This is a genomic window from Streptomyces cyaneochromogenes, from assembly GCF_003963535.1.
Classification (GTDB): domain Bacteria; phylum Actinomycetota; class Actinomycetes; order Streptomycetales; family Streptomycetaceae; genus Streptomyces; species Streptomyces shaanxiensis.
Map to the genome: position 1 here is coordinate 708,992 of NZ_CP034539.1, position 23,141 is coordinate 732,132.

At 71.0% G+C, this 23,141-nt stretch carries 20 protein-coding genes; 12 read left to right on the forward strand and 8 right to left on the reverse strand.

Translation table 11 applies throughout. From position 1 onward, the window contains the following. Positions 1-75: 75 nt before the first annotated feature. Both ctaD and EJ357_RS02895 read left to right on the forward strand, forming a co-directional pair. A complete protein-coding gene (gene ctaD / locus EJ357_RS02890) occupies positions 76-1,704 on the forward strand; it encodes an aa3-type cytochrome oxidase subunit I (protein ID WP_228472939.1) in 1,629 nt (542 codons plus the stop codon). Next, positions 1,701-2,024, forward strand: a complete 324-nt coding sequence (locus EJ357_RS02895) for a hypothetical protein (RefSeq protein WP_126388281.1) — start codon at positions 1,701-1,703, stop codon at positions 2,022-2,024. Before ctaD ends, EJ357_RS02895 begins: the two co-directional genes overlap by 4 nt. Positions 2,025-2,031: 7 nt before the next feature. Here the strand turns inward: EJ357_RS02895 and EJ357_RS02900 are convergent, their stop codons facing one another. Continuing rightward, positions 2,032-3,996, reverse strand: coding sequence for an RICIN domain-containing protein (locus EJ357_RS02900; protein ID WP_126388283.1), 1,965 nt, complete (start codon positions 3,994-3,996; stop codon positions 2,032-2,034). 201 nt (positions 3,997-4,197) lie between these two features. Here EJ357_RS02900 and EJ357_RS02905 point away from each other — a divergent pair, with 201 nt between their 5' ends. Together EJ357_RS02905 and EJ357_RS02910 are read left to right on the forward strand one after the other, a co-directional pair. Continuing rightward, positions 4,198-5,406, forward strand: coding sequence for a glycosyltransferase (locus EJ357_RS02905; protein ID WP_126399142.1), 1,209 nt, complete (start codon positions 4,198-4,200; stop codon positions 5,404-5,406). Positions 5,407-5,518: 112 nt separating this feature from the next. After that, complete coding sequence (locus tag EJ357_RS02910; protein WP_126388285.1) at positions 5,519-5,848, forward strand: PepSY domain-containing protein; 330 nt, start codon at positions 5,519-5,521, stop codon at positions 5,846-5,848. Positions 5,849-5,872: 24 nt separating this feature from the next. On the opposite strand, the gene EJ357_RS02915 is transcribed toward EJ357_RS02910, so the two are convergent. After that, positions 5,873-6,535, reverse strand: a complete 663-nt coding sequence (locus EJ357_RS02915) for a TetR/AcrR family transcriptional regulator (RefSeq protein WP_126388286.1) — start codon at positions 6,533-6,535, stop codon at positions 5,873-5,875. Between the two features lie 185 nt (positions 6,536-6,720). On the opposite strand from EJ357_RS02915, the gene EJ357_RS02920 reads away from it, so the two are divergent. Then, positions 6,721-7,971 carry a YncE family protein gene (locus tag EJ357_RS02920; protein ID WP_126388289.1) on the forward strand — a complete coding sequence of 417 codons (1,251 nt, stop codon included), beginning with the start codon at positions 6,721-6,723 and terminating at the stop codon, positions 7,969-7,971. On the opposite strand, the gene EJ357_RS02925 is transcribed toward EJ357_RS02920, so the two are convergent. The 5 genes from EJ357_RS02925 to EJ357_RS02945 form a co-directional block, all read right to left on the reverse strand. Next, positions 7,972-9,174 (reverse strand): glycosyltransferase, encoded by a 1,203-nt coding sequence (locus tag EJ357_RS02925; protein WP_126388291.1) that lies wholly within the window; start codon positions 9,172-9,174, stop codon positions 7,972-7,974. After that, positions 9,171-9,959: a MerR family transcriptional regulator gene (locus tag EJ357_RS02930; RefSeq protein WP_126388293.1), complete on the reverse strand. Its 789-nt coding sequence runs from the start codon at positions 9,957-9,959 to the stop codon at positions 9,171-9,173. Before EJ357_RS02930 ends, EJ357_RS02925 begins: the two co-directional genes overlap by 4 nt. Positions 9,960-10,023: 64 nt before the next feature. Then, positions 10,024-11,883, reverse strand: coding sequence for a cellulase family glycosylhydrolase (locus EJ357_RS02935; RefSeq protein ID WP_126388294.1), 1,860 nt, complete (start codon positions 11,881-11,883; stop codon positions 10,024-10,026). An 82-nt stretch (positions 11,884-11,965) separates the two neighbouring features. Further along, on the reverse strand, positions 11,966-12,625 hold the full coding sequence (locus EJ357_RS02940; RefSeq protein ID WP_126388296.1) for a tetratricopeptide repeat protein: 660 nt from the start codon (positions 12,623-12,625) through the stop codon (positions 11,966-11,968). Between the two features lie 44 nt (positions 12,626-12,669). After that, positions 12,670-14,676, reverse strand: a complete 2,007-nt coding sequence (locus EJ357_RS02945) for an elongation factor G (RefSeq protein ID WP_126388298.1) — start codon at positions 14,674-14,676, stop codon at positions 12,670-12,672. A 280-nt stretch (positions 14,677-14,956) separates the two neighbouring features. Between EJ357_RS02945 and EJ357_RS02950 the strand changes: the two genes are divergently transcribed. From EJ357_RS02950 to EJ357_RS02980, 7 genes are read left to right on the forward strand one after another with little or no spacing between them, the layout of a single operon-like run. Next, positions 14,957-15,427, forward strand: coding sequence for a (2Fe-2S)-binding protein (locus EJ357_RS02950; RefSeq protein ID WP_126388300.1), 471 nt, complete (start codon positions 14,957-14,959; stop codon positions 15,425-15,427). Then, complete coding sequence (locus tag EJ357_RS02955) at positions 15,424-17,817, forward strand: xanthine dehydrogenase family protein molybdopterin-binding subunit (protein ID WP_126388302.1); 2,394 nt, start codon at positions 15,424-15,426, stop codon at positions 17,815-17,817. The genes EJ357_RS02950 and EJ357_RS02955 overlap by 4 nt, the downstream gene beginning before the upstream one ends. After that, complete coding sequence (locus EJ357_RS02960; protein WP_126388304.1) at positions 17,814-18,668, forward strand: FAD binding domain-containing protein; 855 nt, start codon at positions 17,814-17,816, stop codon at positions 18,666-18,668. The genes EJ357_RS02955 and EJ357_RS02960 overlap by 4 nt, the downstream gene beginning before the upstream one ends. Positions 18,669-18,683: 15 nt before the next feature. Next, positions 18,684-19,559 carry an AAA family ATPase gene (locus EJ357_RS02965; protein ID WP_175647291.1) on the forward strand — a complete coding sequence of 292 codons (876 nt, stop codon included), beginning with the start codon at positions 18,684-18,686 and terminating at the stop codon, positions 19,557-19,559. Then, positions 19,556-20,677: a vWA domain-containing protein gene (locus tag EJ357_RS02970; RefSeq protein ID WP_126388306.1), complete on the forward strand. Its 1,122-nt coding sequence runs from the start codon at positions 19,556-19,558 to the stop codon at positions 20,675-20,677. Before EJ357_RS02965 ends, EJ357_RS02970 begins: the two co-directional genes overlap by 4 nt. Continuing rightward, complete coding sequence (locus EJ357_RS02975) at positions 20,670-21,770, forward strand: XdhC family protein (protein WP_126388308.1); 1,101 nt, start codon at positions 20,670-20,672, stop codon at positions 21,768-21,770. Before EJ357_RS02970 ends, EJ357_RS02975 begins: the two co-directional genes overlap by 8 nt. 19 nt (positions 21,771-21,789) lie before the next feature. After that, positions 21,790-22,398: an SRPBCC family protein gene (locus tag EJ357_RS02980; RefSeq protein ID WP_126388310.1), complete on the forward strand. Its 609-nt coding sequence runs from the start codon at positions 21,790-21,792 to the stop codon at positions 22,396-22,398. 167 nt (positions 22,399-22,565) lie between these two features. Here EJ357_RS02980 and EJ357_RS02985 read toward each other — a convergent pair whose 3' ends face one another. Continuing rightward, positions 22,566-23,066: a metallophosphoesterase family protein gene (locus EJ357_RS02985; RefSeq protein ID WP_126388312.1), complete on the reverse strand. Its 501-nt coding sequence runs from the start codon at positions 23,064-23,066 to the stop codon at positions 22,566-22,568. Positions 23,067-23,141 lie beyond the last annotated feature (75 nt).

A 23,141-nucleotide genomic window follows, 5' to 3' on the forward strand; every position in this document is an offset into this window, starting at 1 on the left:
GTCACACCCGCTTCCGTGATTCTTGTCGCGTCCTCAGAGTGTGACCTCCGGTCGGACGCCGGACACAGGCGGGGCGTGAAGACGATCAGAAACGCCAAGCAGGTCAGGGCCGTCCAGTGGCTGACCACCACCGACCACAAGACGATCGGAACGCTGTATCTCGTCACGTCGTTCGCGTTCTTCGTGATCGGCGGCGTGATGGCGCTGCTCATGCGCGCCGAGCTCGCCCGTCCTGGTCTGCAGATCATGTCGAACGAGCAGTTCAACCAGGCGTTCACGATGCACGGCACGATCATGCTGCTGATGTTCGCGACGCCGCTGTTCGCCGGCTTCGCGAACTGGATCATGCCGCTGCAGATCGGCGCGCCGGACGTGGCCTTCCCCCGGCTGAACATGTTCGCCTACTGGCTGTACCTGTTCGGCTCGCTCATCGCGGTCGGCGGCTTCCTCACCCCGCAGGGCGCGGCCGACTTCGGCTGGTTCGCCTACGCCCCGCTGTCGGACGCCGTGCGCAGTCCCGGTGTGGGCGCAGACATGTGGATCATGGGCCTTGCCTTCTCCGGCTTCGGCACCATCCTCGGCTCGGTCAACTTCGTCACCACGATCATCTGCATGCGTGCCCCCGGCATGACCATGTTCCGCATGCCGATCTTCACCTGGAACGTGCTGCTGACCGGTGTGCTGGTCCTGCTCGCCTTCCCGGTGCTGGCCGCGGCGCTGTTCGCGCTGGAGGCGGACCGTAAGTTCGGAGCGCACGTCTTCGACGCGGCGAACGGTGGAGCGTTGCTGTGGCAGCACCTCTTCTGGTTCTTCGGCCACCCGGAGGTGTACATCATCGCGCTGCCGTTCTTCGGCATCATCAGTGAGGTCATCCCGGTCTTCTCCCGCAAGCCGATGTTCGGCTACATGGGTCTGATCGCGGCCACCATCGCGATCGCGGGTCTGTCCGTGACGGTGTGGGCACACCACATGTACGTCACCGGCGGTGTGCTCCTGCCGTTCTTCGCCTTCATGACGTTCCTCATCGCCGTACCGACAGGCGTGAAGTTCTTCAACTGGATCGGAACGATGTGGAACGGCTCGCTGAGTTTCGAGACCCCTATGCTCTGGGCCTTCGGATTCCTGATCACCTTCGTCTTCGGCGGCCTGACCGGCGTCATGCTCGCCTCACCGCCGCTGGACTTCCCGACGTCCGACACCTATTTCGTCGTGGCCCATTTCCACTACGTCATCTTCGGCACCGTCGTCTTCGCGATGTTCTCCGGATTCCACTTCTGGTGGCCGAAGTTCACCGGCAGGATGCTCGACGAACGCCTCGGCAAGATGACGTTCTGGACGCTGTTCATCGGCTTCCACGGCACGTTCCTCGTCCAGCACTGGCTGGGCGTGAACGGAATGCAGCGCCGGATTCCCGACTATCTGGCGGTGGAAGGGCTCACGCCCCTCAATTCGCTGTCGACGGTGTTCTCGTTCGTGCTCGGGCTGTCCCTGCTGCCGTTCTTCTACAACATCTGGAAGACCGCGAAGTACGGCAGGAAGGTCGAGGCCGACGACCCCTGGGGCTACGGCCGATCCCTGGAATGGGCGACCTCCTGCCCGCCGCCGCGGCACAACTTCGTCGTCCTGCCGCGGATCCGGTCCGAGTCCCCGGCGTTCGACCTGCATCACGCCCCCGCGCCGGAGCGGGAGTTGACCGCCCTGTGAGCATCACGGACAAGTTCCTCAACGACATCGAGGGGCATCTGCTGCTCGCCGCGACCCGCGAGGAAGGCCGTACGGCCGCCGCGCGATTCAGCGCGCCGCTGGACTGGCTGACCGACGCCCAGCGCGGCGAGGTGGAGCGGCGGTTCGAGGCGGAATACCTCGCACTCGTCCGCGCCTCCTGGCAGCACACGGCGGTGCGTGCCGGGAGACTGCGGGACGAGTACGAGGCGACGTACCGCGGCCTGCGGCGCCGTCTGCTGGCCGGCTGGCTGCTGACCGGTGCCCTGGCTCTCGGTTTCCTCGTGGTGTGCCTCGTCTAGGCGCGGGCTAGCTCACCGTCCACTTCTGGTTGTTCTGGCCGTTGCAGGCCCAGAGCACCAGCTTCGAGCCGTTGGCCGTGGCAGCGCCGTAGGCGTCGAGGCAGAGCCCGGCGTTGACGTTGGTGAGCGTTCCGTCGCTGTTGACGTTCCACTTCTGGTTGTTCTGGCCGTTGCAGTCCCAGATGACGACCCGGGTGCCGTTGGTGGTGCCTTGGTCGTAGGCGTCGAGGCACTTGTTGCCGTACACCACCAGTTCCTTGCGGGTGCCGTTGTACTGCCACACCTGGTTCTGGCCGCCGCCGCAGTCCCACAGTTGGGCGTCGGTGCCGTTGGTGATGGTGTTGTTGTTGATGTCCACGCAGCGGCCGGACCCGGTCCCCGTGATCAGCGTGCCGTTCCTGCCGGGAAGGGGCCGGACGACGATGCCTTCGAGCGTCGGGGCGCCGGAGAAGGAGATCGTGTTGGTGCTGCCCTTGAAGAGGGAGACGTTGACGGAGATGTTGCCCGGGCTCGTGCCGGTCGGCGGGAAGGAGACCTTGGTGGAGGTCTGGCCGTTGACCGTCAGGGTGGCGGGGCGGGCGGTGGAGGTGTTGTTGGTGTAGGAGACCTCGACCGTCTTCAGACCGGCGCTGCCGGCGACCACTCCGGAGAAGCTCGACGTGCCGTTGTACGTGCTCGCGGACTGCTCGGTGCCGCCGGTGACGGTGAGCATCACGGAACCGCCGGCCGGGACGCTGGTGGTGTGACTCGTACCGGTCGTGGCGACGTTCTGGCGGGCCCACAGATCACGGACGGTCGCGGAGGCGTTCGTCAGGCCGAGGTCGGACCAGCGGACGGTCATGTTCTGCGTGGCCGACGTGCGGTTGAGGAGGACGACGGCACGGTTGCCGCTGCCGGAGAGGACCTTGCCGTAGACCTGGAGGCCGGAGGTGTCCTCGGCGACCTTGACGCCCTGCAGGCCGCGCGCGTCCTGGTCGACGGCGATGACCTCGGGGTTGGTGAGGATGTTCGTCGTCTCGGTGGTGAGGGTGGTGAGATCGAGGCCGGCCAGGAGCGGGGCGCCGGAGATCGCCCACAGGCTCATGTGGCTGCGGCTCTGGGCGGCGGTCAGGCCCGTCATGCCGACGACCATCATGTCGGGGTCGTTGTAGTAGCCGGTGTGCTGGGCCGTGGGGTGGATGTTGCGGTCGAAGGCGGTGAGGACGTTGCCGTACGACGGTGTGCCGCCGTGGAAGAAGATGTCCGTGTTCGTCCGCCACATCGGACCCATGCCCGGCGCCCAGTTCCAGGGGTTGGAGTAGCCCCAGTTGCACAGGGAGAGGGCGAGCGGGCGGCCGGTGGTGGCGGTCGCGGCGGCCACGGCGTCGCTGATCGCCTGGTAGGTCGTCCTCGGGTCGAGGCCCTCGGCGTCACCGCCGCACCAGTCGACCTTCACGAAGTCGAAGCCCCAGCGCGAGAACTGGAGCATGTCCTGCTCGTAGTGCCCCTCGCTGCCCGAGCCGGGCGCGGCCGGGCGGCCGGTCGGGAAGTAGTAGCCGCAGCCGTCCTTGCCGGCGTCGGTGTAGATGCCGGCCTTGATGCCCTTGCTGTGGATGTAGTCGGCGATGGCCTTCATGCCGCCGGGCCACTCCGCCTCGTCGACGGTGATGTTGCCGCCGCTGTCCCGGGTGCCCTGCCACCAGCCCTCGTCGATGTTGATGTACTCGTAGCCGGCCTCGGGCAGACCCGCCGCCACGAACGCGTCGACCTGCCGCTTGATGACGTCGTAGTCGACCTTCGCGGCGAACGCGTTCCAGGACGCCCAGCCCATCGGGGCCGTGGGCACGGGTATCTGACGGGCCGTCGTGGCCGCCCGGGCCGGTGCGGGCCCCGCGAACATCAGGGCCGCGGCCGCGGCGAGCACCAGGACGAGGGCGCGTACGGCCGCGGAGCTGAGGCGGTGTACGGGAGTCAATCGGGGCGGGGGGTACATGCGGCTCCTAAGTGCGGGAGGAACACTCAGCTCGTACGATATTTCGAACTCAATTCGAAAAATCGAACATGTCGCGCCGAAATTAGAGCCACGCGTGAGTGAAGTCAACGGCCGGGACAGACCCGAAGTCGTCATTTCCCACGTTCCGTTGGCCCGCAGGTCCGCCCGCGCCGCCATACTGGCCGAGTGCGCGTAGCGATCATGACGGCGGGCTCCCGGGGCGATGTGGCCCCCTACACCGGCCTCGGGCACGCCCTGTCCCGGGCCGGACACGAGGTCACCTTGGTGACGCACGGCCGCTTCGAACGGCTCGTGGCGGGGTCGGGCGTACATTTCCATCCGCTGCCGGTTGATCCACGGGCGGAGCTGGAGTCCCCGCGCGGGCGGAGCCTGCACAGGAGCGCGACCGGCGTGGGCAAGCTCGTGCGCGTGGTCGCGATGGCACGGGCCCTGGCCGGGCAGATGACCGACGCCATGCTGGCGGCCGCGCGGTCCAGTGACGTCCTGCTCCTGGCAGCCTCCACCGCCCCGCTGGGGCAGGTCATCGCCGAGGGCCTTTCGCTGCCGAGCATCGCCCTCCCGCTGCAACCCCTCGCCCCCACCCGGGAGTTCGGGCCCCCGATACTCGGCGGCCGCTCCTGGGGAGGCCTCGGCAACCGTGTCGCCGGGCACGGGGTGAACCTGGCGATCGAGCGCGTCTTCTCGGCGGCGGTGCCGGATGCGCGGACGAGGCTCGGGCTCTCCCGCGGCGGGGCCCGCACCGCGCGACGGAGCCCTGTGCTGCACGGTTTCAGTCCCCTGGTGGTCCCCCGGCCGCGCGACTGGCGCCCGGATCTGGAAGTGGCGGGTTACTGGTGGCCGTACGACGGTGAGGCTCGACTCCCCGCCGGACTGCGGGACTTCCTGGACGCGGGTCCGCCGCCGGTCTACGTGGGCCTGGGCAGCGCGACCGTGCCCGACCCTGCCGGGCTCAGCACGGAGGTCGTGGACGCGCTGCGGCGGGCCGGGCTGCGCGGGGTGATCCAGCGAGGGTGGGGCGGGCTGGAGGCCACCGGCGACGACGTCCTGACCATCGACGACGTACCGCACTCCGCGCTGTTCCCGCGGATGGCCGCCGTGGTCCACCACTGCGGTGCGGGCACGACCGCGGCCGGCCTGCGCGCCGGGGTGCCGGCCGTTCCCGTGCCGGTCCAGTTCGACGAGGGGTTCTGGGCCGGACGCCTGGTCGCGCTCGGCACGGCGCCCCGGGCCGTACCGTTGCGCAGGCTCACGGCCGGGTCACTGGCGGCGGCCCTGCGCCGGGCGACCGGCGACCCGGCGTACGGCCGCCGCGCCCGGGCTCTGGCCGACGAGCTGCGTACCGAGAACGGTGCGGCTCCCGTCCTCGAAGCGGTGAACCGGCTCGGCTGAATCGCTGTTCAGCTCCGTTCAGCATTCGTTCAGCCCTGACATCGCATCCTGGAACCACAGGTCGGACCGCACACCGAAGTGGGCACCGCACCGCGCTGCACAAGGAGCGGACATGAAGCACAAGGGCAAGTGGATCGTCGCGGGCGTGATCTCGGCCGTGCTCATCGGCGGCGGCACCGGGCTCGCCGTGGCCACCGCCGGCGGGGACGACTCCGAGCCGCCCATCACGGGCAGCGCGCTGGAGCGGGCGAGCGCCGCCGCGCTGGACCACACCGGCGGCGGCAGGGTCACGGACACCGAGGCCGGCGACGAGGACGCGTACTACGAGGTCGAGGTCACGCTCGACAACGGCAAGCGGACCGATGTCCACCTCGACAAGGACTTCAAGGTCGTCAGCAGTTCGGCGGACAGCGGCGAGGACGAGCAGAACGGCGACGACTGATCACCGACGGCTCCGGCACCGCCGTCAGGGCCCGGCCATCCGCGGATCCGCCGGCTGGAGGATGCCGAGGAGCAGACGGACGAGTTCGTCGACGACCTCGTCGAGGGTCGCGTCCACCCACCCCGCGCTCCAGTCGTGCAGCAGACCGTTGACGCTGCCGATGAACGCGGTCACGGCGAGGCGGTAGTCGCGAGGTGCCGCCTCCCCGCGGGCGACGGCGGCCGCCACCTCGGCGCACACCAGGTCGATCCACTGGGCGCGGCGGGCGAGGCGCTGCTCCTCCAGGCGCGGGCTGACGCCGACGATCTCGACGAAGGTGATGCGGATGCGGCGCGGGTCGGCGGTGACGTTCGCGGCGTACGCGCGGAAGATCGCGGTGGCGCGTTCGGCGAGCGGCCGGTCGACCACGTCGGCGGCCACCGCCAGCACGGCCTCCTGCGACCACCCGTTGACCTGGAGGTGGAGGGCGGCCAGGACGTCCTCCAGGCTGCGGAACTCCTCGTAGAACTGACGGGTCGACAGGCCCGCGGCCTCGCTCAGGGCGACGACGGTCGTGCCCCGGTAGCCGGGGCTGTCGCCGAACAACTGCAGCGCCGCGTCCAGGAAGCGGCGCCGCCGCTCGGCCTGTCGTTCCTCGGCCGACTTGCCGCCGTAGCGGCCGGTGGGCGCCTTGAGCCTGCCCGCCACACTGTCCTCCCGCCACCTCGCCGACCCGACGGCCAATTTTGTCGTGTCCGCGGTCTTGTGGAGAAGGGCACCCCTTCCTTACTTTTCAGTAAGTTGATTCTGAAACCGCTTGTGTTCAGATCCGCCGCAGCTCTGCTCTTGGCATGCCCCACTCATGAAACCCACCCGAGAGGAAGGGAGCAGTCATGCCTGCCATCAGACCCAGGCACCTGTGCTCCGTAGCCGCCGCCCTCGCCCTGACCGTCACCGCCCCCGCGACCGTCGCCACCGCCGCCGACTCCTCCGCCGCCCTGCGTGAGGTGATGTTCGTCGGCAACAACTGGGACGGCACTGCCGATGTCATCAAGTCATCCGCTGACTTCGCGAAGATCGGCCGCATCGACGTCGTCCCCGACAAGGACGAGCGGATGGCGGAGATCAACGCCGATCCGATCAAGTGGATCTACTTCATGGCGATCCGCAACAGCGTCGGCGAGGGCCACGACCAGTTCGTCGACGACATGTACTCCACCCCCGACGGCACGTCGATGGTCGTCTCCCGGCCGAGCTTCGCCGACGTCGTGTCCATCGACCTGGCCACCGGTGACATCAACTGGCGCTTCCCCGTGTCCGGTTACCGCGCCGACCACATGGCGGTCTCCCCCGACGGCAAACGCGTCGCGGTGTCGGCCTCGACCTCGAACACCGTGCATGTGCTGGACATCGACACGGGCAGGGAACTGGGCAGGTTCGCGACGGGCGACAAGCCGCACGAGAACATCTTCACGCAGGACGGCAAGTACATCTACAACATGGCGATCGGCGACGTGAACACGCAGACCGACGCCCCCTGGCTGGACTGGACGAAGGGCGACCGGCGCATCACGGTCGTCGACGCGAACACGTACCAGCAGGTCAAGGTCATCGACATGCGCCCGAAGCTGGACGCGATAGGTCTGAAGGACCACTCCGACGCGGTACGGCCCGCCGTGTTCTCGCCGGACGAGTCGAAGCTGTACTTCCAGGTGTCGTTCTTCAACGGCTTCTTCGAGTACGACCTGGCCACGGACAAGATCACCCGGACGAAGACCCTGCCGAAGAACCCGGCGACCAGCGACGACCGCACCACCTTCGTCAACGACTCGCGCCACCACGGCATTTCGATGAGCCCGGACGGCAGCAAGCTGTGCGTCGCGGGCACGATGGACGACTACGCCACCGTCGTCAACCGCACCACCCTCCAGGAGGGCCCGCTCGTCACCGCCTCCAAGCCCTACTGGGCCACCGTCAGCGGTGACGGCAAGTCCTGCGTGGTCTCCGAGAGCGGCACCGACCAGGTCACCGCCATCGACTTCGCCACGGGGCGCAAGACGGTGTCCGTCCCGGTCGGCGACCATCCGCAGCGGGTCCGGCTGGCCCATGTGCCGGCCGGCTGGACCGGCCCCTCGGTGAGCTGATCAGCCCAGTGCCTTGAGCACCGCACCCACCCCGTCCTCGGTCGCCATGTGCCGCGCGGCGACCGAGGCGGCACGGGCGTACGTCTGCTGCCGTAGGGCCCGGCCGAGCGCGTCGGCGAGCCGCTCGACGGTGAGGGCGGCGAACGGGACCGGTGCGGTGGCCGCGCCGATCGACGCCAGCCGTCCCGCCCAGAACGGCTGGTCCGCCGTCACCGGCACCGGAACCGCGGGCACCCCGGCGCGCAGGGCCGCCGCCGCGGTGCCCGCCCCGGCGTGATGAACCGCCGCGGCCACCCTCGGGAACAGCAGCGCGTGCGGTACGTCGCCGATGCTCAGGACGTCGTCGCCGCCGTCCGCCGCGAGTCCGGCACTGCCCGCCTGCACGATGCCGCGCACCCCGGCGCGGCGCAGCGCGCGGACGGCGATCTCGCTCAGCCGCTCACCGTGCCCGGCGGCCATGCTCCCGAAGCCGATGAACACCGGGCGCGCCCCGGCCGCGAGGAAGTCCTCGACCTCGGCGGGCAGCCGCCGGTCCGGTGCGACGTACGGCCACCAGGTGCCGACGACGTCGAGACCCTCGCGCCAGTCCGACGGGCGCGCCACCAGCGCCGTACTGAAGCCGTGCAGCACGGGCCGGTTCGCCCGCTCCTGTCGGCGGCGCGTCTCGGCCGGAGTCCGCGGTGGCAGGTCCAGGCGGCGGCGCAGTTCGGTGACGGCCTCGGTGTAGACGCGGTCGACCATGCGCAGCGCGAAGCGTCCCGCGGTGCGGTTGCCGAGGCGGCCGAGGGAGCGGGTGCCCATGACGTTGGGCGGGAAGTCGCCGGTCGGGGCGGTGGGTTGAAGGTAGGCGTCGACCGTAGGGATGCCCATGGCCTCGGCCACATGCCGGCCGAGCGGTGCGGTGGTGACCGACAGCACGAGCAGGTCCGTGCCCGGGTCCACCGCGTCGGCGAATCCCCGGCCGAGTTCGGTGACGTACGCGGCCGCGGTGCGCAGCAGTTCACGTCTGCCCTCGACTCCGCCCCGGTCCTGCGGGCGGGTGGGCAGCCCCCTGAACTCCAGGCCGGCCTCCCGTACCAGGGGCGCGAAGGCGTCGGTCGTGGCCAGGGTGACCTCATGCCCGGCCGCGCGCAGGCCCGCCCCCAGGCCCGTGTACGGAGCCACGTCACCGCGCGATCCGGCGGCGGCGATCAGGATCCTCATCTGTCCTCCTCGCGGTCCGCCCGGCGGGCCGCGTTCGCGTGGACGGCCTTGCACAGATGGGCGGCGAGGCCCGGCCGTTGCTGCGACGGCGGCACGACGAGCGCGAAGGCGCGCGGATCGGCGGCGAAGTCGTCCGCGATGCGCCGGTGCATGTCGGGTGGACAGGTGGTGAACCAGCGGGCGATGTGCAGGCGGTGCTCCTCGGCGAGGTCCATGGTCCGCTCGCCGTCGGCGGGCTCCCCATCGTCGAAGGCCGCGAGCAGTTCCACCCGCCAGGCGGCGGCCTCGCGCATCAGCTGCCGCCAGTCCTCCTTGGTGTGGGCGGCGGCGCGAGCCATCGACTCCCGATGCCCGGCCGAGTCCTGCCACTTGAGCTGGGCCTCGGTGGCGTAGCTGAGGTCGAAGCCGATCTCGCCGAAGACCTCGAAGCGTTCCTCCGGGGTCAGCTCCACGCCCGTCTGCCGGACCTCGATCGCCTGCTCGGCGACCTCGGCCAGGCGCTGCAGCCGTCCGATCTCCTCGCTCAACTGCCTCAGCCGGGCCCGGAGATGCTCCAGGGCGTTCGCCTGCGGGTCCTTGAGGATCTCGGCGATCTCGTCGAGGGAGAAGCCGAGTTCGCGGTAGAAGAGGATCTGCTGGAGCCGGGCCAGATCGGCGTCGCTGTACAGCCGGTAACCGGCGCCGCTGCGGCCACTGGGCGAGAGCAGTCCCGCCCGGTCGTAGTGGTGCAGCGTGCGCACGGTCACCCCGGCGAAGGACGAGACCTGCCCCACGGAGTAGCTCATTCACCTGCCCTTTCGTCGGGGTACAGCGTGCAGCCTGACGTAAGGGGAGGGTCAAACGGCGGTTCTATCCGACGGTTCGCGCGGCCCACGCGCTGAGCTCGGACCGTGCGGCGTTCAGCACCGTCGCCGAGGGCGCGGTCGCCCCGTTGGTCACCAGCGCGTAGTGCGGGACTGCGGAGTCGGTGTCGGTGAGCAGCAGGCGGCGGCTGCCCGTGCCGCCCGGTTCGGCGGCGACACCGACCGGGGTCGTCGAGGTGTACGACGGCGGCGCGTACGCCGTACCCAGGTCGGAGACCACCGTCGTGGACCCGGGCGGGAAGGACGCCGGAAGGTGCAGTTCGGTGGGCGCCGTGCCGCTGTTCGAGCGCCACACCAGCAACCCGTACTGGCCCGATCCCACGAGCTGCGCCACGTTCGGCAGTGAGCTCGGCACCGGGTTCCAGGTCAGGGTCGCGTTGCCGTCGCGTGAGCGGTCCTCGTAGGTGAAGGCGACGGTCGTCCCGGACGTGGCGCTCGGGTAGATGCGGTCGAGCAGCCGGGCGTCCTGGCGCAGCACCGCCGTACCCGAGTCGTCGAGGCGTACGGCGGACAGGTCCTCGCCGTTCCAGGCGTCGCCGTCGGTCTGCACCTTGTCCGGGTTGTCGTTCATCAGCTCCTGGTGACGGCCGTTGTAGATGTCCCACTGCCACTGGGAGCCGGAGAGGACGGGACCGGAGCCCGCCGGGTTCGACCACCAACTCGCGCCCTTCACCCGGGAGTCGAGGGCCTGGTACATCGCCTTGTAGACCGTCGGCGCCTTGTCGGAGACGGATCCGGTGAGCGGGTGCCCGAACTCGCTGATGATCGCGGTCGTCCCGGTAGCGGAGGCGCGGTCGCGGACGGTCCCGAAGTCGCCCACGTACTGCCCGTCCTGCGCCTTGCCCCACATGAAGACGCCGGAGATGGCCTTCTGGTCGTAGAAGTGGGTGTTGAAGGCGTAGCGCGGGCCGAGCGTGCCGGCGTCCAGCAGTCCGCCCTCCTCCTTCTGGAAGTCGAGGTTGGCGTTCCAGAAGAGGTTGGGCTCGACGAAGGCCGGCTTGGCCTGCCAGCCCGCCGCGTCCATGCGGGCGCGGAACTTGACGTAGAAGGGCCACAGCACGTCCTTCTCCCACGTCCGGCTGGTCTGGCCGGAGTCGTAGGTGCCGGCGTGCGGCTCGTTCCACGGGTCGAACCCGACGACGCCCGTGAACTGGGCGGCGGTGAGGTTCTGCTTCACATACGCCATCGTCTTCTGGGCGGTGTCGAGGAAGGCGTCCTGGAGGCCGTACGCGTTGTGCCAGAAGTCGTACGTCGACTGCTTCACGGCCTCGTTCGAGGTGATGTTCTGGCCCCAGAACGGGCAGATCCCGCAGTATTCGTCGGGATAGTCGCCGAGGTCGACCGCCCACTTGGGGGCGCCGTCGCCGGTGTACCAGCTGTCCGTGTCGAACAGCCAGCGGGAGTAGAGGTCCTGGTGGAAGTCGGGGTACACGCGGATCCCGGCGTCCAGGAACGCGCGCATCTGGTCGGTGGCCTTCGCGAGGTAGGTGGTGTCGACCTGGCCGCGCACGGGCTCCGCGTAGGCCCAGGAGAGCAGGAAGCGCACCGAGTTGCCGCCGCCCAGGGCGCGCAGCGCGGTCGCGGACTTCTTCGCGTCGGCGGTCGACGCGAAGGGCAGACCGTTGTTCTCCTTCAGTTTCGTCTCGCCGGAGACGTTGTAGCCGCGCAGCACGACCTCGCGGCCGTTGCCGTCGACGAAGCGGCCGTTCTGCACGGTGAGGGGGGTTTCGTCGAACCAGAGGGAGCCGGGAAGGGTGGCGGCGGTGGCGGGAGAGGGGCCCACCACCGTCAGGGATCCGAAGAGGACGACCAGGACAACCAGCAGTCGCGACCGTATGTTCGGCATGTCCACTACAGTCCGGTGATTTCAGGACACAGTCAACACCCCTGACTCTGGAGTAAGTTCAGTCTTTCCCGCCACCCCGGCCTCATCCCTCGCTGGGCAGACCGAGTTCCTCACGCGCCTCCGTGACCCACCGCAGGACGCCGTCCGCCCCCGCCTTGCCGGCCGACTCAGCCGCCTCCCGCAGGAGTTCCGCGGCTTCCTCCCGCCGGTCCTGCTGAGCCGCGAGGTACGCGAGCCCGATCAGGTTGGCGGCCACCCCCGGCAGGAAGCCGAGTTCGCGGCGCAGCCGGGTGGACTCCTCGAAACGGGCCCGCGCCGCGTCGAGCCGGCCGGCCATGTGCTCCGCGAAGCCGAGGTGCCGAAGGGCGTAGGAGATGGTCAGCCGGTCGTCGGCCCGGGTGGCGAGGTCGAGGGAGCGGGTGAAGGCGGGCAGGGCGGTCTCGGTGTCGTCGCGGACCACCTGGTGGAAGGTGCCGACCCAGAACAGCGCCTCCCCCTCGCCGCGCACGTCACCGAGCTGCCGGTACAGCCGTGCGGCACGTTCGAAGAGCTCCAGCTCCCGTCCGTCCTCGACCCGGTCCTTCAGGAACCGGGCGTGGACGATCCTGCCTCGGGCCAGGGCGAGATCCGCCTCGACCGCGTCGAGCCCTTGGTCGGCCGTGTTCAGGGCGTCGCCGTCACCGCCGAACACCGAGCGTTCGTAGGCGAGTTGGGCTTGCTCAATGCGCGGGTCCACAGTCATGCGGCGATCGTACGAACTTCGCCCCTCGCCCTCACCAAGATTTCTCAGCTCCCGACCCTGCGCGTCAGGTTCAGCAGGTACTCCTTCCGGTTCAGCGGGTTGAGGTCGGTACGGCGGCGTTCCGGAAGCGTGCCGCGCGGGGCGGGTGCGTAGTGGTCGAAGGCGCTCTCCAGCTCGCCCTCGCCGCGCGTGAGCCCCGGTAGGTGCTGCTCCAGTTCGTGCACGTGGGCCGCGGGGACCGAGCCCTCCAGCGAGCAGGTGTCGCCCCGCGTCCGCGTGGCCTGCGGCACCGCGCGCAGCCTGGTCAGCACCGGCAGCAGGGCGGCCAGGGTGTCGGTCGGGGCCTCGAGGCGGAAGCGGTGCATCGGCTCGTGGACCCGGGTGCCGGCCCGGCGCAGCGCCTCCACCAGGACCAGCGGGGTCAGACCGCGGAAGTCCTGTCCGGTGCTGGACATGCTCTTGTCGAAGCCCTGGTGGGCGTGGCTCTGCCGGGGCGAGTAGCCGCAGTGGGTCATGGTGACCGTGCAGTCGGGGATCTGCCAGCCGTGCAGCCCCTGCGTGAGGGTCTCGCGGACGGTGTCCTCGACGGCCTTGAAGAAGGCGTACGGCATGGAGCCCAGCTCCACCTCCAGGCGGAACTCCACTCCGGATCCGACCGGCGCCGGGTCGACGCGCAGGCCGACCGTGGCGAGGAACGGGTTCGCGTCCTTCTTGTTGAACTCGACCGCCGCGCCCGGGCCGACCGGCCGCTCGACGCACAGCGGGGTCGTCTCGCGGAAGGTGACGTCGAGGCCGAAGTCGTCGGCGAGCGTGGCCTGGATGACCTCCTTCTGCACCTCGCCGTAGAGGGAGACGAAGGTCTCCTGCCGTACCTCGTCGTGGCGCAGGTCGATGAGCGGGTCCTGTTCGGCCAGGCGGGTGAGGGCACGGTGCAGGGCCCGCCGGTCCGTGCCGCCCGCCGGGTCCACGACCGTTTCGAGCGTGGGCGGCGCGAAGTGGTGCCCGTAGGCCTTGCGGGGCTCGCCGATCGCGTCGCCGATCCTGATGTCGGCCAGGCCCCACAGCCTGGCGATGCGGCCCGCCGCCACCTGGTCGTCCCTGACGTCCGTGCCCTGGTCGAAGACGCTGATCGCGGTGATCCGGCCCTCGGCACGGGAGTCTCCGAGGGCGCCGGTGCCGCCGGTCTCCCCTGCGGCGCCGAAGCGGATGCGGTCACGGGTGCGCAGGGTGCCGGAGAACATCCGCGCGTAGGCGACCTTCTCCCCCGCCGCTCCCCGCTCGACCTTGAAGACGGTGCCCGAGACCGGGCCCTCGGCGTCGCCGTCCGCGGCGGGGAGCAGTTCCCTGATCCCGCCGACCAGTGCCGTGACTCCGGCGCCCGTGACGGCGGATCCGAAGTACACCGGGTGGACCAGCGCCTGCCGGGTCTGGTGGGCGAGGGCGGCGCGCAGGCGGTCGTACGAGACCGTCTCCTCGACGTACGCCGTCAGCAGTTCGTCGTCGTGGTCGGCCAGGACGTCGAGTGCCGCCGGGGCGAGGCCCGGGACGAACCGGGCGTCGCGCGTGCCCAGGCCCTGGGCCGTCCCCATCGGCACCACGGCCGACGTCAGCCGTTCCGCCAGGGCCCGCAGGACGGCGTCGTAGCGTGCGCCGCGCCTGTCGATCTTGTTGACGAAGACGAGGGTCGGGATGCGCAGCCGCCGCAGCGTGCGCATCAGCACACGGGTCTGCGGCTGGACGCCCTCGACGGCCGAGACGACCAGCACGGCGCCGTCCAGGACGCCGAGCACCCGCTCCACCTCGGCGATGAAGTCCGGGTGGCCGGGGGTGTCGATGAGGTTGACCGTCACGTCGTCGAGCGTGAAGGAGACGACGGCGGACTTGATGGTGATGCCGCGCTGCCGCTCCAGCGCGAGGGAATCGGTCTGCGTGTTCCCGGCGTCGACGCTGCCGATCTCGTCGATCACGCCCGCGGTGTGCAGCAGGCGTTCGGTCAGGCTGGTCTTACCGGCGTCGACATGGGCGAGGATCCCGAGGTTGAGCAAGTGCACGAAACGTCATGTCCTTCGATGAGGGGGTCGTTCCTTCCGGGGTGGACATGAACGCAGTGCGCATTGCTGCTCCTTCTTGGGTGACGGCCTTGGGTGACGGCCTCGGCCTTCGCCGGACCCGTGCAGTGCAGCAGGACGGGGCCCGCACAAGCAATGGATTAACGCTCAACGAACGCTGCCGCAGCACTCGCCGCGTCACCGCCGCCGCCATAGAGTGACGTACATCACGTTCGGCCGATGTTTCTTCTCCACTTCCGCCCGAACGGCCCTTGGAGGGCACATGACTCACATCTCGCTGAAGGTGGACGGCACGACCTACGAGGACGACGTGGAGCCCCGTCTCCTCCTGATCCACTACCTGCGCGACCGCCTCGGTCTGACCGGCACCCCGATCGGCTGCGACACCTCGAACTGCGGGACCTGCACGGTCGAGCTGGACGGCACGGCCGTCAAGAGCTGCACCGTGCTCGCCGTCCAGGCCGACGGGAGCGAGGTGACCACCGTCCAGGGGCTCGCCCATGACGGCGAGTGGACGGCCCTGCAGCGGGCGTTCCACGAGCGGCACGCGCTCCAGTGCGGCTACTGCACCCCGGGGATGATCATGGCGGCCCGCGATCTGCTGCGCGAGCACCCGCACCCCACGCCGGACGAGGTGCGCCATGGCCTGGAAGGCAACCTGTGCCGCTGCACCGGCTACCAGAACATCGTTCAGGCGGTCCTGGACGCCTCCGAGGAGGAGGTCACGGCATGAGCGAGACCGTCGAACGCGAGGTCGGACGTGCCCGGTACCGCAAGGAGGATGCCCACCTGATCACCGGGCAGACCAACTGGACCGACAACATCAGCGTCAACGGACTGCTGCACCTGGCGATCCTGCGCAGTCCGATGGCCCACGCCCGGATCGACCGCGTCGACGTCTCCGCGGCGCTCCAACGCCCGGGAGTCATCGCCGCGTTCAGCGGACGCGACGTCGCTGAGGCAATGGGCTCATTGCCGTGCGCCTGGCCCGTCGCCGAGGGCACCGTGGTGCCGGACCACCCGCCGATCGCCGTCGACGAGGTGCGCTACGCCGGCGACCCGGTGGCCGTCGTCGTGGCCCGCGACCGGTACACGGCCGCCGACGCGCTGGAGGCCGTCGAGGTCGACTACACCCCGCTGCCCGCCGCCCTGGACATCGAGGGGGCGCTGGCCGAGGGCAGCCCACTGGTCCACTCCGACAAGGGCACCAACCGCTGCTACGACTACCGCACGTCCGACGGCGACTACGCGGCCGCCAAGGCCCGGGCCGACGTCGTCCTGACCCGCCGCTACCACCAGCAGCGCCTCATCCCCACCGCGATGGAGCCGCGCGCCGTCGTGGTCACCCCGCTCGCCGCTTCCGGCGATTTCACCCTCTACTCCTCCACCCAGGTCCCGCACGTCCTGCGCGTCCTGCTCGCGGTCACCACCGGCATCCCGGAGAACAAGATCCGCGTCGTCGCCCCCGACGTGGGCGGCGGGTTCGGCTCGAAGCTCCAGGTGTACGGCGAGGAAGTGATCACCCTGGTGCTGGCCAAGCGCCTCGGCCGGCCGCTGAAGTGGACCGAGTCCCGCTCCGAGGCCAACGTCGCCACCCACCACGGCCGCAGCCAGGTCCAGGACATCGAGATCGCCGCCCGCCTCGACGGCACCGTGCTGGGCCTGAAGGTCTCACTGCTGGCCGACATGGGCGCGTACCTGATGCTGCTCAGCCCCGGCATCCCGATCCTCGGCGCCTCCATGTACCCGGCGATCTACAAGATGGGGGCCTACGAGTTCTCCTGCACGGGCGTCTTCACCAACCGCACCCCGATCGACGCCTATCGGGGAGCGGGCCGCCCGGAGGCGACGTACGCGATCGAGCGGATCATCGACGACCTGGCCGCCGAACTCGGCATGGACCCCGTCGACCTGCGGCGCCACAACTGGATCCGGCACGAGGAGTTCCCGTACACCACGATCGCGGGGCTCACCTACGACAGCGGCAACTACGAGGCCGCCACCGACAGGGCGCTCGCGCTGTTCGACTACGACAAGCTGCGCGCCGAGCAGGCGGACCGCGTCGACCACGCGGACACCGTGCGCCTCGGCATCGGCGTGTCCACGTACACGGAGATGTGCGGCCTCGCGCCGAGCCGCTGGCTGGGCGAGATGAACTACGCGGCGGGCGGCTGGGAGGCGGCGAACATCAGGGTGCTGCCCACCGGCAAGGTCGAGATCATCACAGGGACCAGCCCGCACGGGCAGGGCCATGTGACGTCCTGGAGCCAGATCGCCGCCGACGTCCTCGGGGTGCCGTTCGACGACATCGAGGTGATGCACGGCGACACCGTGCTGGCGACCCATGGCATGGACACCTACGGCTCACGCTCGGTCGTCATCGGTGGCGTCGCCGTCCACGAGGCGGCGCGCAAAGTGGTGGACAAGGCCCGCAAGGTCGCGGCCCACCTGCTGGAGGCCAACGAGGCGGACCTCGACTTCGCGGACGGCGTCTTCTCCGTCAAGGGCTCCCCCGAGGCGCGCAGGACCATCCAGGAGGTGGCCTTCGCGACCTTCTCCTCGCACGACCTGCCCGACGGCATGGAGCCGACGATCAACGCCGAGCACGTCCTCGACCCCGACACGTTCTCGTTCCCGCACGGCACCCACCTGTGCGCGGTCGAGGTCGACACCGAGACGGGTGCCGTGCACATCCGGTCGTACGTGTGCGTCGACGACGTCGGCAAGGTGATCAACCCGGTGATCGTCGAGGGCCAGCTGCACGGCGGCATCGCCCAGGGCATCGCCCAGGCGCTGTACGAGGAGGCCGTGTACGACGAGGAGGGCAACCTGGTCACCGGAACGCTGGCCGACTATCTGGTGCCGGGCGCCCCGGACCTGCCCGAGTTCGTCACCGACCGCACCGAGACACCCGCCACCTCGAACCCCCTCGGCGTGAAGGGCGTCGGCGAGACGGGCACGATCGCCTCGACGCCGGCCGTGGTCAACGCGGTCGTGGACGCCCTGCGGCCCTTCGGCGTCCAGGACATCCGGATGCCCTGCACACCGGAACGGGTCTGGCAGGCCGTTCGGTCCGGTCCGTCCGGTTCCTCGGCCCAGTCCGGGAAGGAGGCGTCGGCATGATTCCCGCCGCGTTCGAGTACGCCCGTCCCAGCAGCGTCGACGAGGCCGTCCGCATGCTCGCGGACGCCGGCGAGGACGCGAAGGTGCTGGCCGGCGGGCAGAGCCTGCTGCCGCTCATGCGGCTGCGGCTGGCCTTCCCGGAGCTCGTCGTGGACGTCAACCGGATCCCCGAGCTGCGCGGGGTCCGGGAGGACGGCGACACCCTGGTCATCGGCGCGATGACCACGCACCACGACGTCATCGCGGATCCGCTGGTCCGGCGGCACGCGGGGCTCCTGGCCGCCGCCACCTCCACGGTCGCGGACCCGGCCGTACGGCATCGCGGCACCTTCGGCGGCTCGCTCGCACACGCCGACCCCGCCGGGGACCTGCCCGCGGTGGTGCTGGTGATGAACGCTGAGCTGGTGGCCCAGGGGCCGCGCGGGCGGCGCACGATCCCGGCGCGGGAGTTCTTCGTCGACTATCTCCAGTCCGCGCTGGAGCCCGACGAGCTGCTGGTCGAGGTCCGGATCCCGAAGGCGGACGGCTGGGGCTTCCGCTACGAGAAGTTCCACCGCGTCGCCCAGGCCTGGCCGATCGTCGGCGTGGCCGCGCTGGTGCGGCGTGGCGACGGGCACATCGCCGAGGCGCGGGTCGGGCTGACCAACATGGGCACGACCCCCTTGCGGGCGGCGGCCGCCGAGGAGGCGCTGTCCGGCGCCGGGGATCCGGAGGCGGTCGCGCAGGCCGCCCAGGAGGCGACGCAGGGCACCCGGCCGGCCCAGGACAGCTCGGCCTCGCCCGAGTACCGGGCCCATCTGGCGCGGGTGCTCACCAAGCGGGCGGTGCTGGCGGCCGCCGGGATGGGGTGAGCGACGATCATCGGCATGGACGGCCCGGAGCAGGTGCGGGCCCGCCTGGAGGAGACGGGGTACCTCGTCGACGACGGGCTGGCCATCGCCTGCTTCCTGGCCCTGCGCCTCAGCCGGCCGCTGTTCTGCGAGGGCGATGCGGGCGTCGGCAAGACCGCGCTCGCCTCCGCCCTCGCCGAGGCTCTCGATGCCCCGCTGATCCGGTTGCAGTGCCACGAGGGCATCGACGCCTCGCAGGCCCTGTACGACTGGGACTTCCCACGCCAGCTGCTGCACCTGCGGGCCGCCGAGGCAGCCGGTGTCACCGACGCCGACAAGCTGGAGGGCGAGCTGTACGACCGGCGTTTCCTGGTCGCCCGTCCCCTGCTCAGGGCGCTTCAGACGCAGCCGTCGGTGCTCCTGGTCGACGAGATCGACCGCGCCGACGACGAGTTCGAGGCGTTCCTGCTGGAGCTGCTGTCGGAGTTCTCGGTCACCATCCCCGAGCTCGGCACGCTGCGGGCCGAGACGCCCCCGGTGGTCGTGCTCACCTCCAACCGCACCCGCGAGGTGCACGACGCGCTGAAGCGGCGCTGCCTGTACCACTGGTTCGACCATCCCGACTTCGCCCGCGAACTGGCCATCGTCCGGCGGCGGTTGCCGCGGGTGTCGGCACGGCTGGCCGAGCAGGTGACCGCCCTGGTGCAGCGGCTGCGCGGCCACGACCTGCTCAAGCCGCCGGGTGTCGCCGAGACGATCGACTGGGCCGAGGCCCTGGACGCGCTGGGCGCGAGCGAGGTCGACGCGGAGCTGGCGGTGGCGACACTGGGGTCGGTCCTCAAATACCGGGAGGACGCGGAGCGGGCGCGTGGGCTGGACTTCGCGGCGGTGCTCGCGGCGCGAGGGGCGTGACGGCCGTGCTCGCCGGGGACGCCGCGCTCCTCGGCTTCGCCCGTGTTCTGCGTGCGGCGGGCGTCGACGCGAGTGCCGAGCGGGTGCACGCGTTCCTGTCCGCGGTGGACGTGCTGCGGCCGGGGATGCGGGCCGACGTGTACTGGGCGGGGCGGCTGACGCTGTGCGGGAACCGGGACGATCTGGAGCGGTACGAGCGGGTGTTCGCGGCCTGCTTCGGGGGTGGAGAGCCGGCCGGGCGGAGGGTGGCAGCGGCTCCCGCCCCACGTCTGCGCCTCGTCGTGGCAGACGCGGGTGCCGAGCGCCGTGCTCCTGGGGCGGCCGACCCCGCCACCCCGCCCGCCGCCTCCCTCGCCGGCTCCGCCGAGGTGCTGCGGCACCGCGACGTCGCCGACCTGGACGCGGCCGAGCGCGAGCAGGTGCGCCGGCTGCTGGCCGCTTTCGCGCTGCGCGGCGAGGCACGGCGCTCCGCGCGCCGGCGCCCTGGCCGGCGCGGGGCCGTCGATCCGCATCGCACGGTGCGGGAGCTGCTGCGGCACGGCGGTGAGCCCGCGCTGCTGCGTCGGCATGCCCGCACCGAGCAGCCGCGCCGGGTGGTGCTGCTGGTGGACGTCAGCGGCTCCATGGCGCCGTACGCCGACGCGCTGCTGCGCTTCGCGCACGCCGCCGCGCGAGGCGGCCGTACGGAGGTGTTCACGATCGGCACCCGGCTGACCCGGGTGACGCGGGAGCTGACGCACCGGGACCCGGACCTGGCGATGGCGGCGGTCGCCGCGGCGGTGCCCGACTGGCGCGGGGGTACCCGGCTGGGCGAGCTGCTGCGGGCGTTCCTGGACCGCTGGGGACAGCGCGGCATGGCGCGTGGTGCGATCGTGGTGGTGCTGTCCGACGGCTGGGAGCGCGGCGATCCGGAGCTGCTCGCGGGCCAGATGCGGCGCCTGCACCGACTGGCGCACCGGGTGATCTGGGCCAACCCGCGCAAGGCCCGCCCCGGCTACGCGCCCCTGGCGGCCGGGATGGCGGCGGCGCTGCCCAGCGTGGACGCGTTCGTCGAGGGGCACAGTCTGGCCGCCCTGGAGCGGCTGGCGGCCGTGGTGAGAGGAGCGGACGATGCGTGAGATTCTCCCGGTGCTCGGCGGCTGGTACGCGGCCCGGGTGCCGTTCGGGCTCGCCACGGTGGTCGCCACTAGCCGCAGCGCCCCGCGTCACCCCGGTGCCGCGATGGCCGTCGGTCCGGACGACGAGGTCGTGGGCAGTGTGTCCGGCGGCTGTGTCGAGGGGGCCGTCTTCGAGCTCGCGCAGGAGGTGGTGGCGAGCGGCGAGGCGCGGCTGGAGACCTTCGGGTACAGCGACGAGGACGCGTTCGCGGTCGGGCTGACCTGTGGCGGGGAGATCACCCTGCTGGTGCGGCCCGTGACGCCGGCGAGCGATCCGTCGTTCGGCGAGGTCGCCGAGTCGGTCGCGGCAGGCCGTCCGGTGACCGTGGCGACGGTGACCGACGGGCCGGCGCCGCGCGGGGCGACACTGGTGGTGTGGCCGGACCGGGTCACCGGCACGCTCGGCACGTCCGGCCTGGACGTGGCGGTCACCGCCGACGCGCGCGGCGAACTCGCCCTCGGCGCCACGGGGTTGAGGCACTACGGCCCGCACGGCGAGCGCCGCGAGGACGACGTCACCGTCTTCCTGCACTCCTTCGCACCGCCGCCGCGCATGCTGGTCTTCGGCGCGATCGACTACGCGGCCGCGGTCGCGCGCATCGGCGACTTCCTCGGCTACCGGGTCACGGTGTGCGACGCACGGCCGGTCTTCGCCACGCCGAAACGCTTCCCGGAGGGCGTGGAGGTGGTCGTGGACTGGCCGCACCGCTACCTCGGCGGCACGGACACCGACGAGCGCACGGTGATCTGCGTGCTCACCCACGACCCGAAGTTCGACGTGCCGCTCTTGGAGGAGGCCCTGCGCCGCCCGGCGGCCTACATCGGGGCGATGGGCAGCCGCCGTACGCACGACGACCGCATGAAGCGGCTGGCCGAAGCCGGGCTCGCCGAGGGCGAGTTGGCCCGGCTGCGCTCCCCGGTCGGGCTCGACCTCGGGGCCCGTACGCCCGAGGAGGTCGCCGTGTCCGTCGCCGCCGAGATCGTCGCGCTGCGGTGGGGCGGCACGGGCGTCCCGCTGACGGCCACAGCGGGCGCGATCCACCCATCGTCGTAGCAGCCGATTGGAGGAAGTCATGGAGCTGCACCACGAGTTCACCGTCCCCGTCCCGGTCGACGAGGCCTGGCGCGCGCTCCTCGACATCGAGCACGTCGCGCCCTGCATGCCCGGGGCGAGCGTCGAGGAGTACGACGGCAGGACCGTGACCGGCGCGGTGAAGGTCAAGGTGGGGCCGATCACCGTGACGTACAAGGGCACCGCGGCCTTCGAGGAGCAGGACGAGACGGCGCACCGCATGGTGCTGATCGCGAGCGGCCGGGAGACGCACGGCCAGGGCACCGCACGGGCCACGATGACGGGCACGCTCGGCGAGAGCGACGGCGGTACGGCCGTGTCGGTGGACACCGATCTGACGGTGACCGGCCGCCCGGCCCAGTTCGGGCGCGGGGTGATGGCCGATGTGGGCGACCGGCTGGTCGGGCAGTTCGCCGCGTCCTTGTCGGAGCGGCTGGCCGAGCCCGCCGGGAGCGCGGCGGTGGCCGACGAGCAGGCGGACGAGCCGCTCGACCTGCTCCGCACGGCCGGGGTGCCGGTGGCGAAACGGGTCGCGGCGGTGGTGGCGGTGGTAGTGGGGGTGCTGGTGGTGGCACGGGTACGGAGGTGGCGGCAAAGCGGACGTAAATGACCGCCGTCAGCCGGTGTAAGGCGGGCGCTAAGGGGTAGTCACGCCACAACGGAGGCATCCGTGCCTCCGAGCCACAGCCTCTGAGCGGGAAGGAGGTCCATGACAGCGCATAAGCAGCGCCGGGCCGCTTCCCACGCACGGAGCGGCCCGGACCTTTTGCCCGGCCGTCAGCGCTGAGGCAGCCGGTGCAGCTCCACGTCCATGAGCCGGCCCTCTTCCACGATCGCGGTCATGTAGGTGCAGTGGGGCTGTCGGCGGCGGTCCGTCGGGGAGCCCGGGTTGAGCAGGCGCAGGCCTGAGGGCGCGGTGGTGTCCCAGGGGATGTGGCTGTGCCCGAAGACCAGGACGTCCAGGTCGGGGAAACGGGCGGCGCAACGCGCCTCGCGGCCCTGGGCGGGGCCGGTCTCGTGGACCATGCCGAACCGCAGGCCGCCGAGCTCGACGTACGCCACTTCGGGGAGGCGGGCGCGCAGGTCGGGTCCGTCGTTGTTGCCGTAGACACCGACGAGCCGGGCGCAGCGGCCCTCCAGCAGGTCGAGCGTGGCCGCGTCGACCCAGTCCCCGGCGTGGAACACGACGTCGGCGCGCGGGAGTTCGTCGAGCAGCGCGGCCGGCAGAACCTTGGCGCGTTTGGGCAGGTGGGTGTCGGACATCAGCAGCAGACGCACCCCGTCAGGCTATCGACGGGGAGGAGCAGAGTGCGTTTCCGCCGTGGTTGAGCGGTGGACAAAACCGGTGACAGG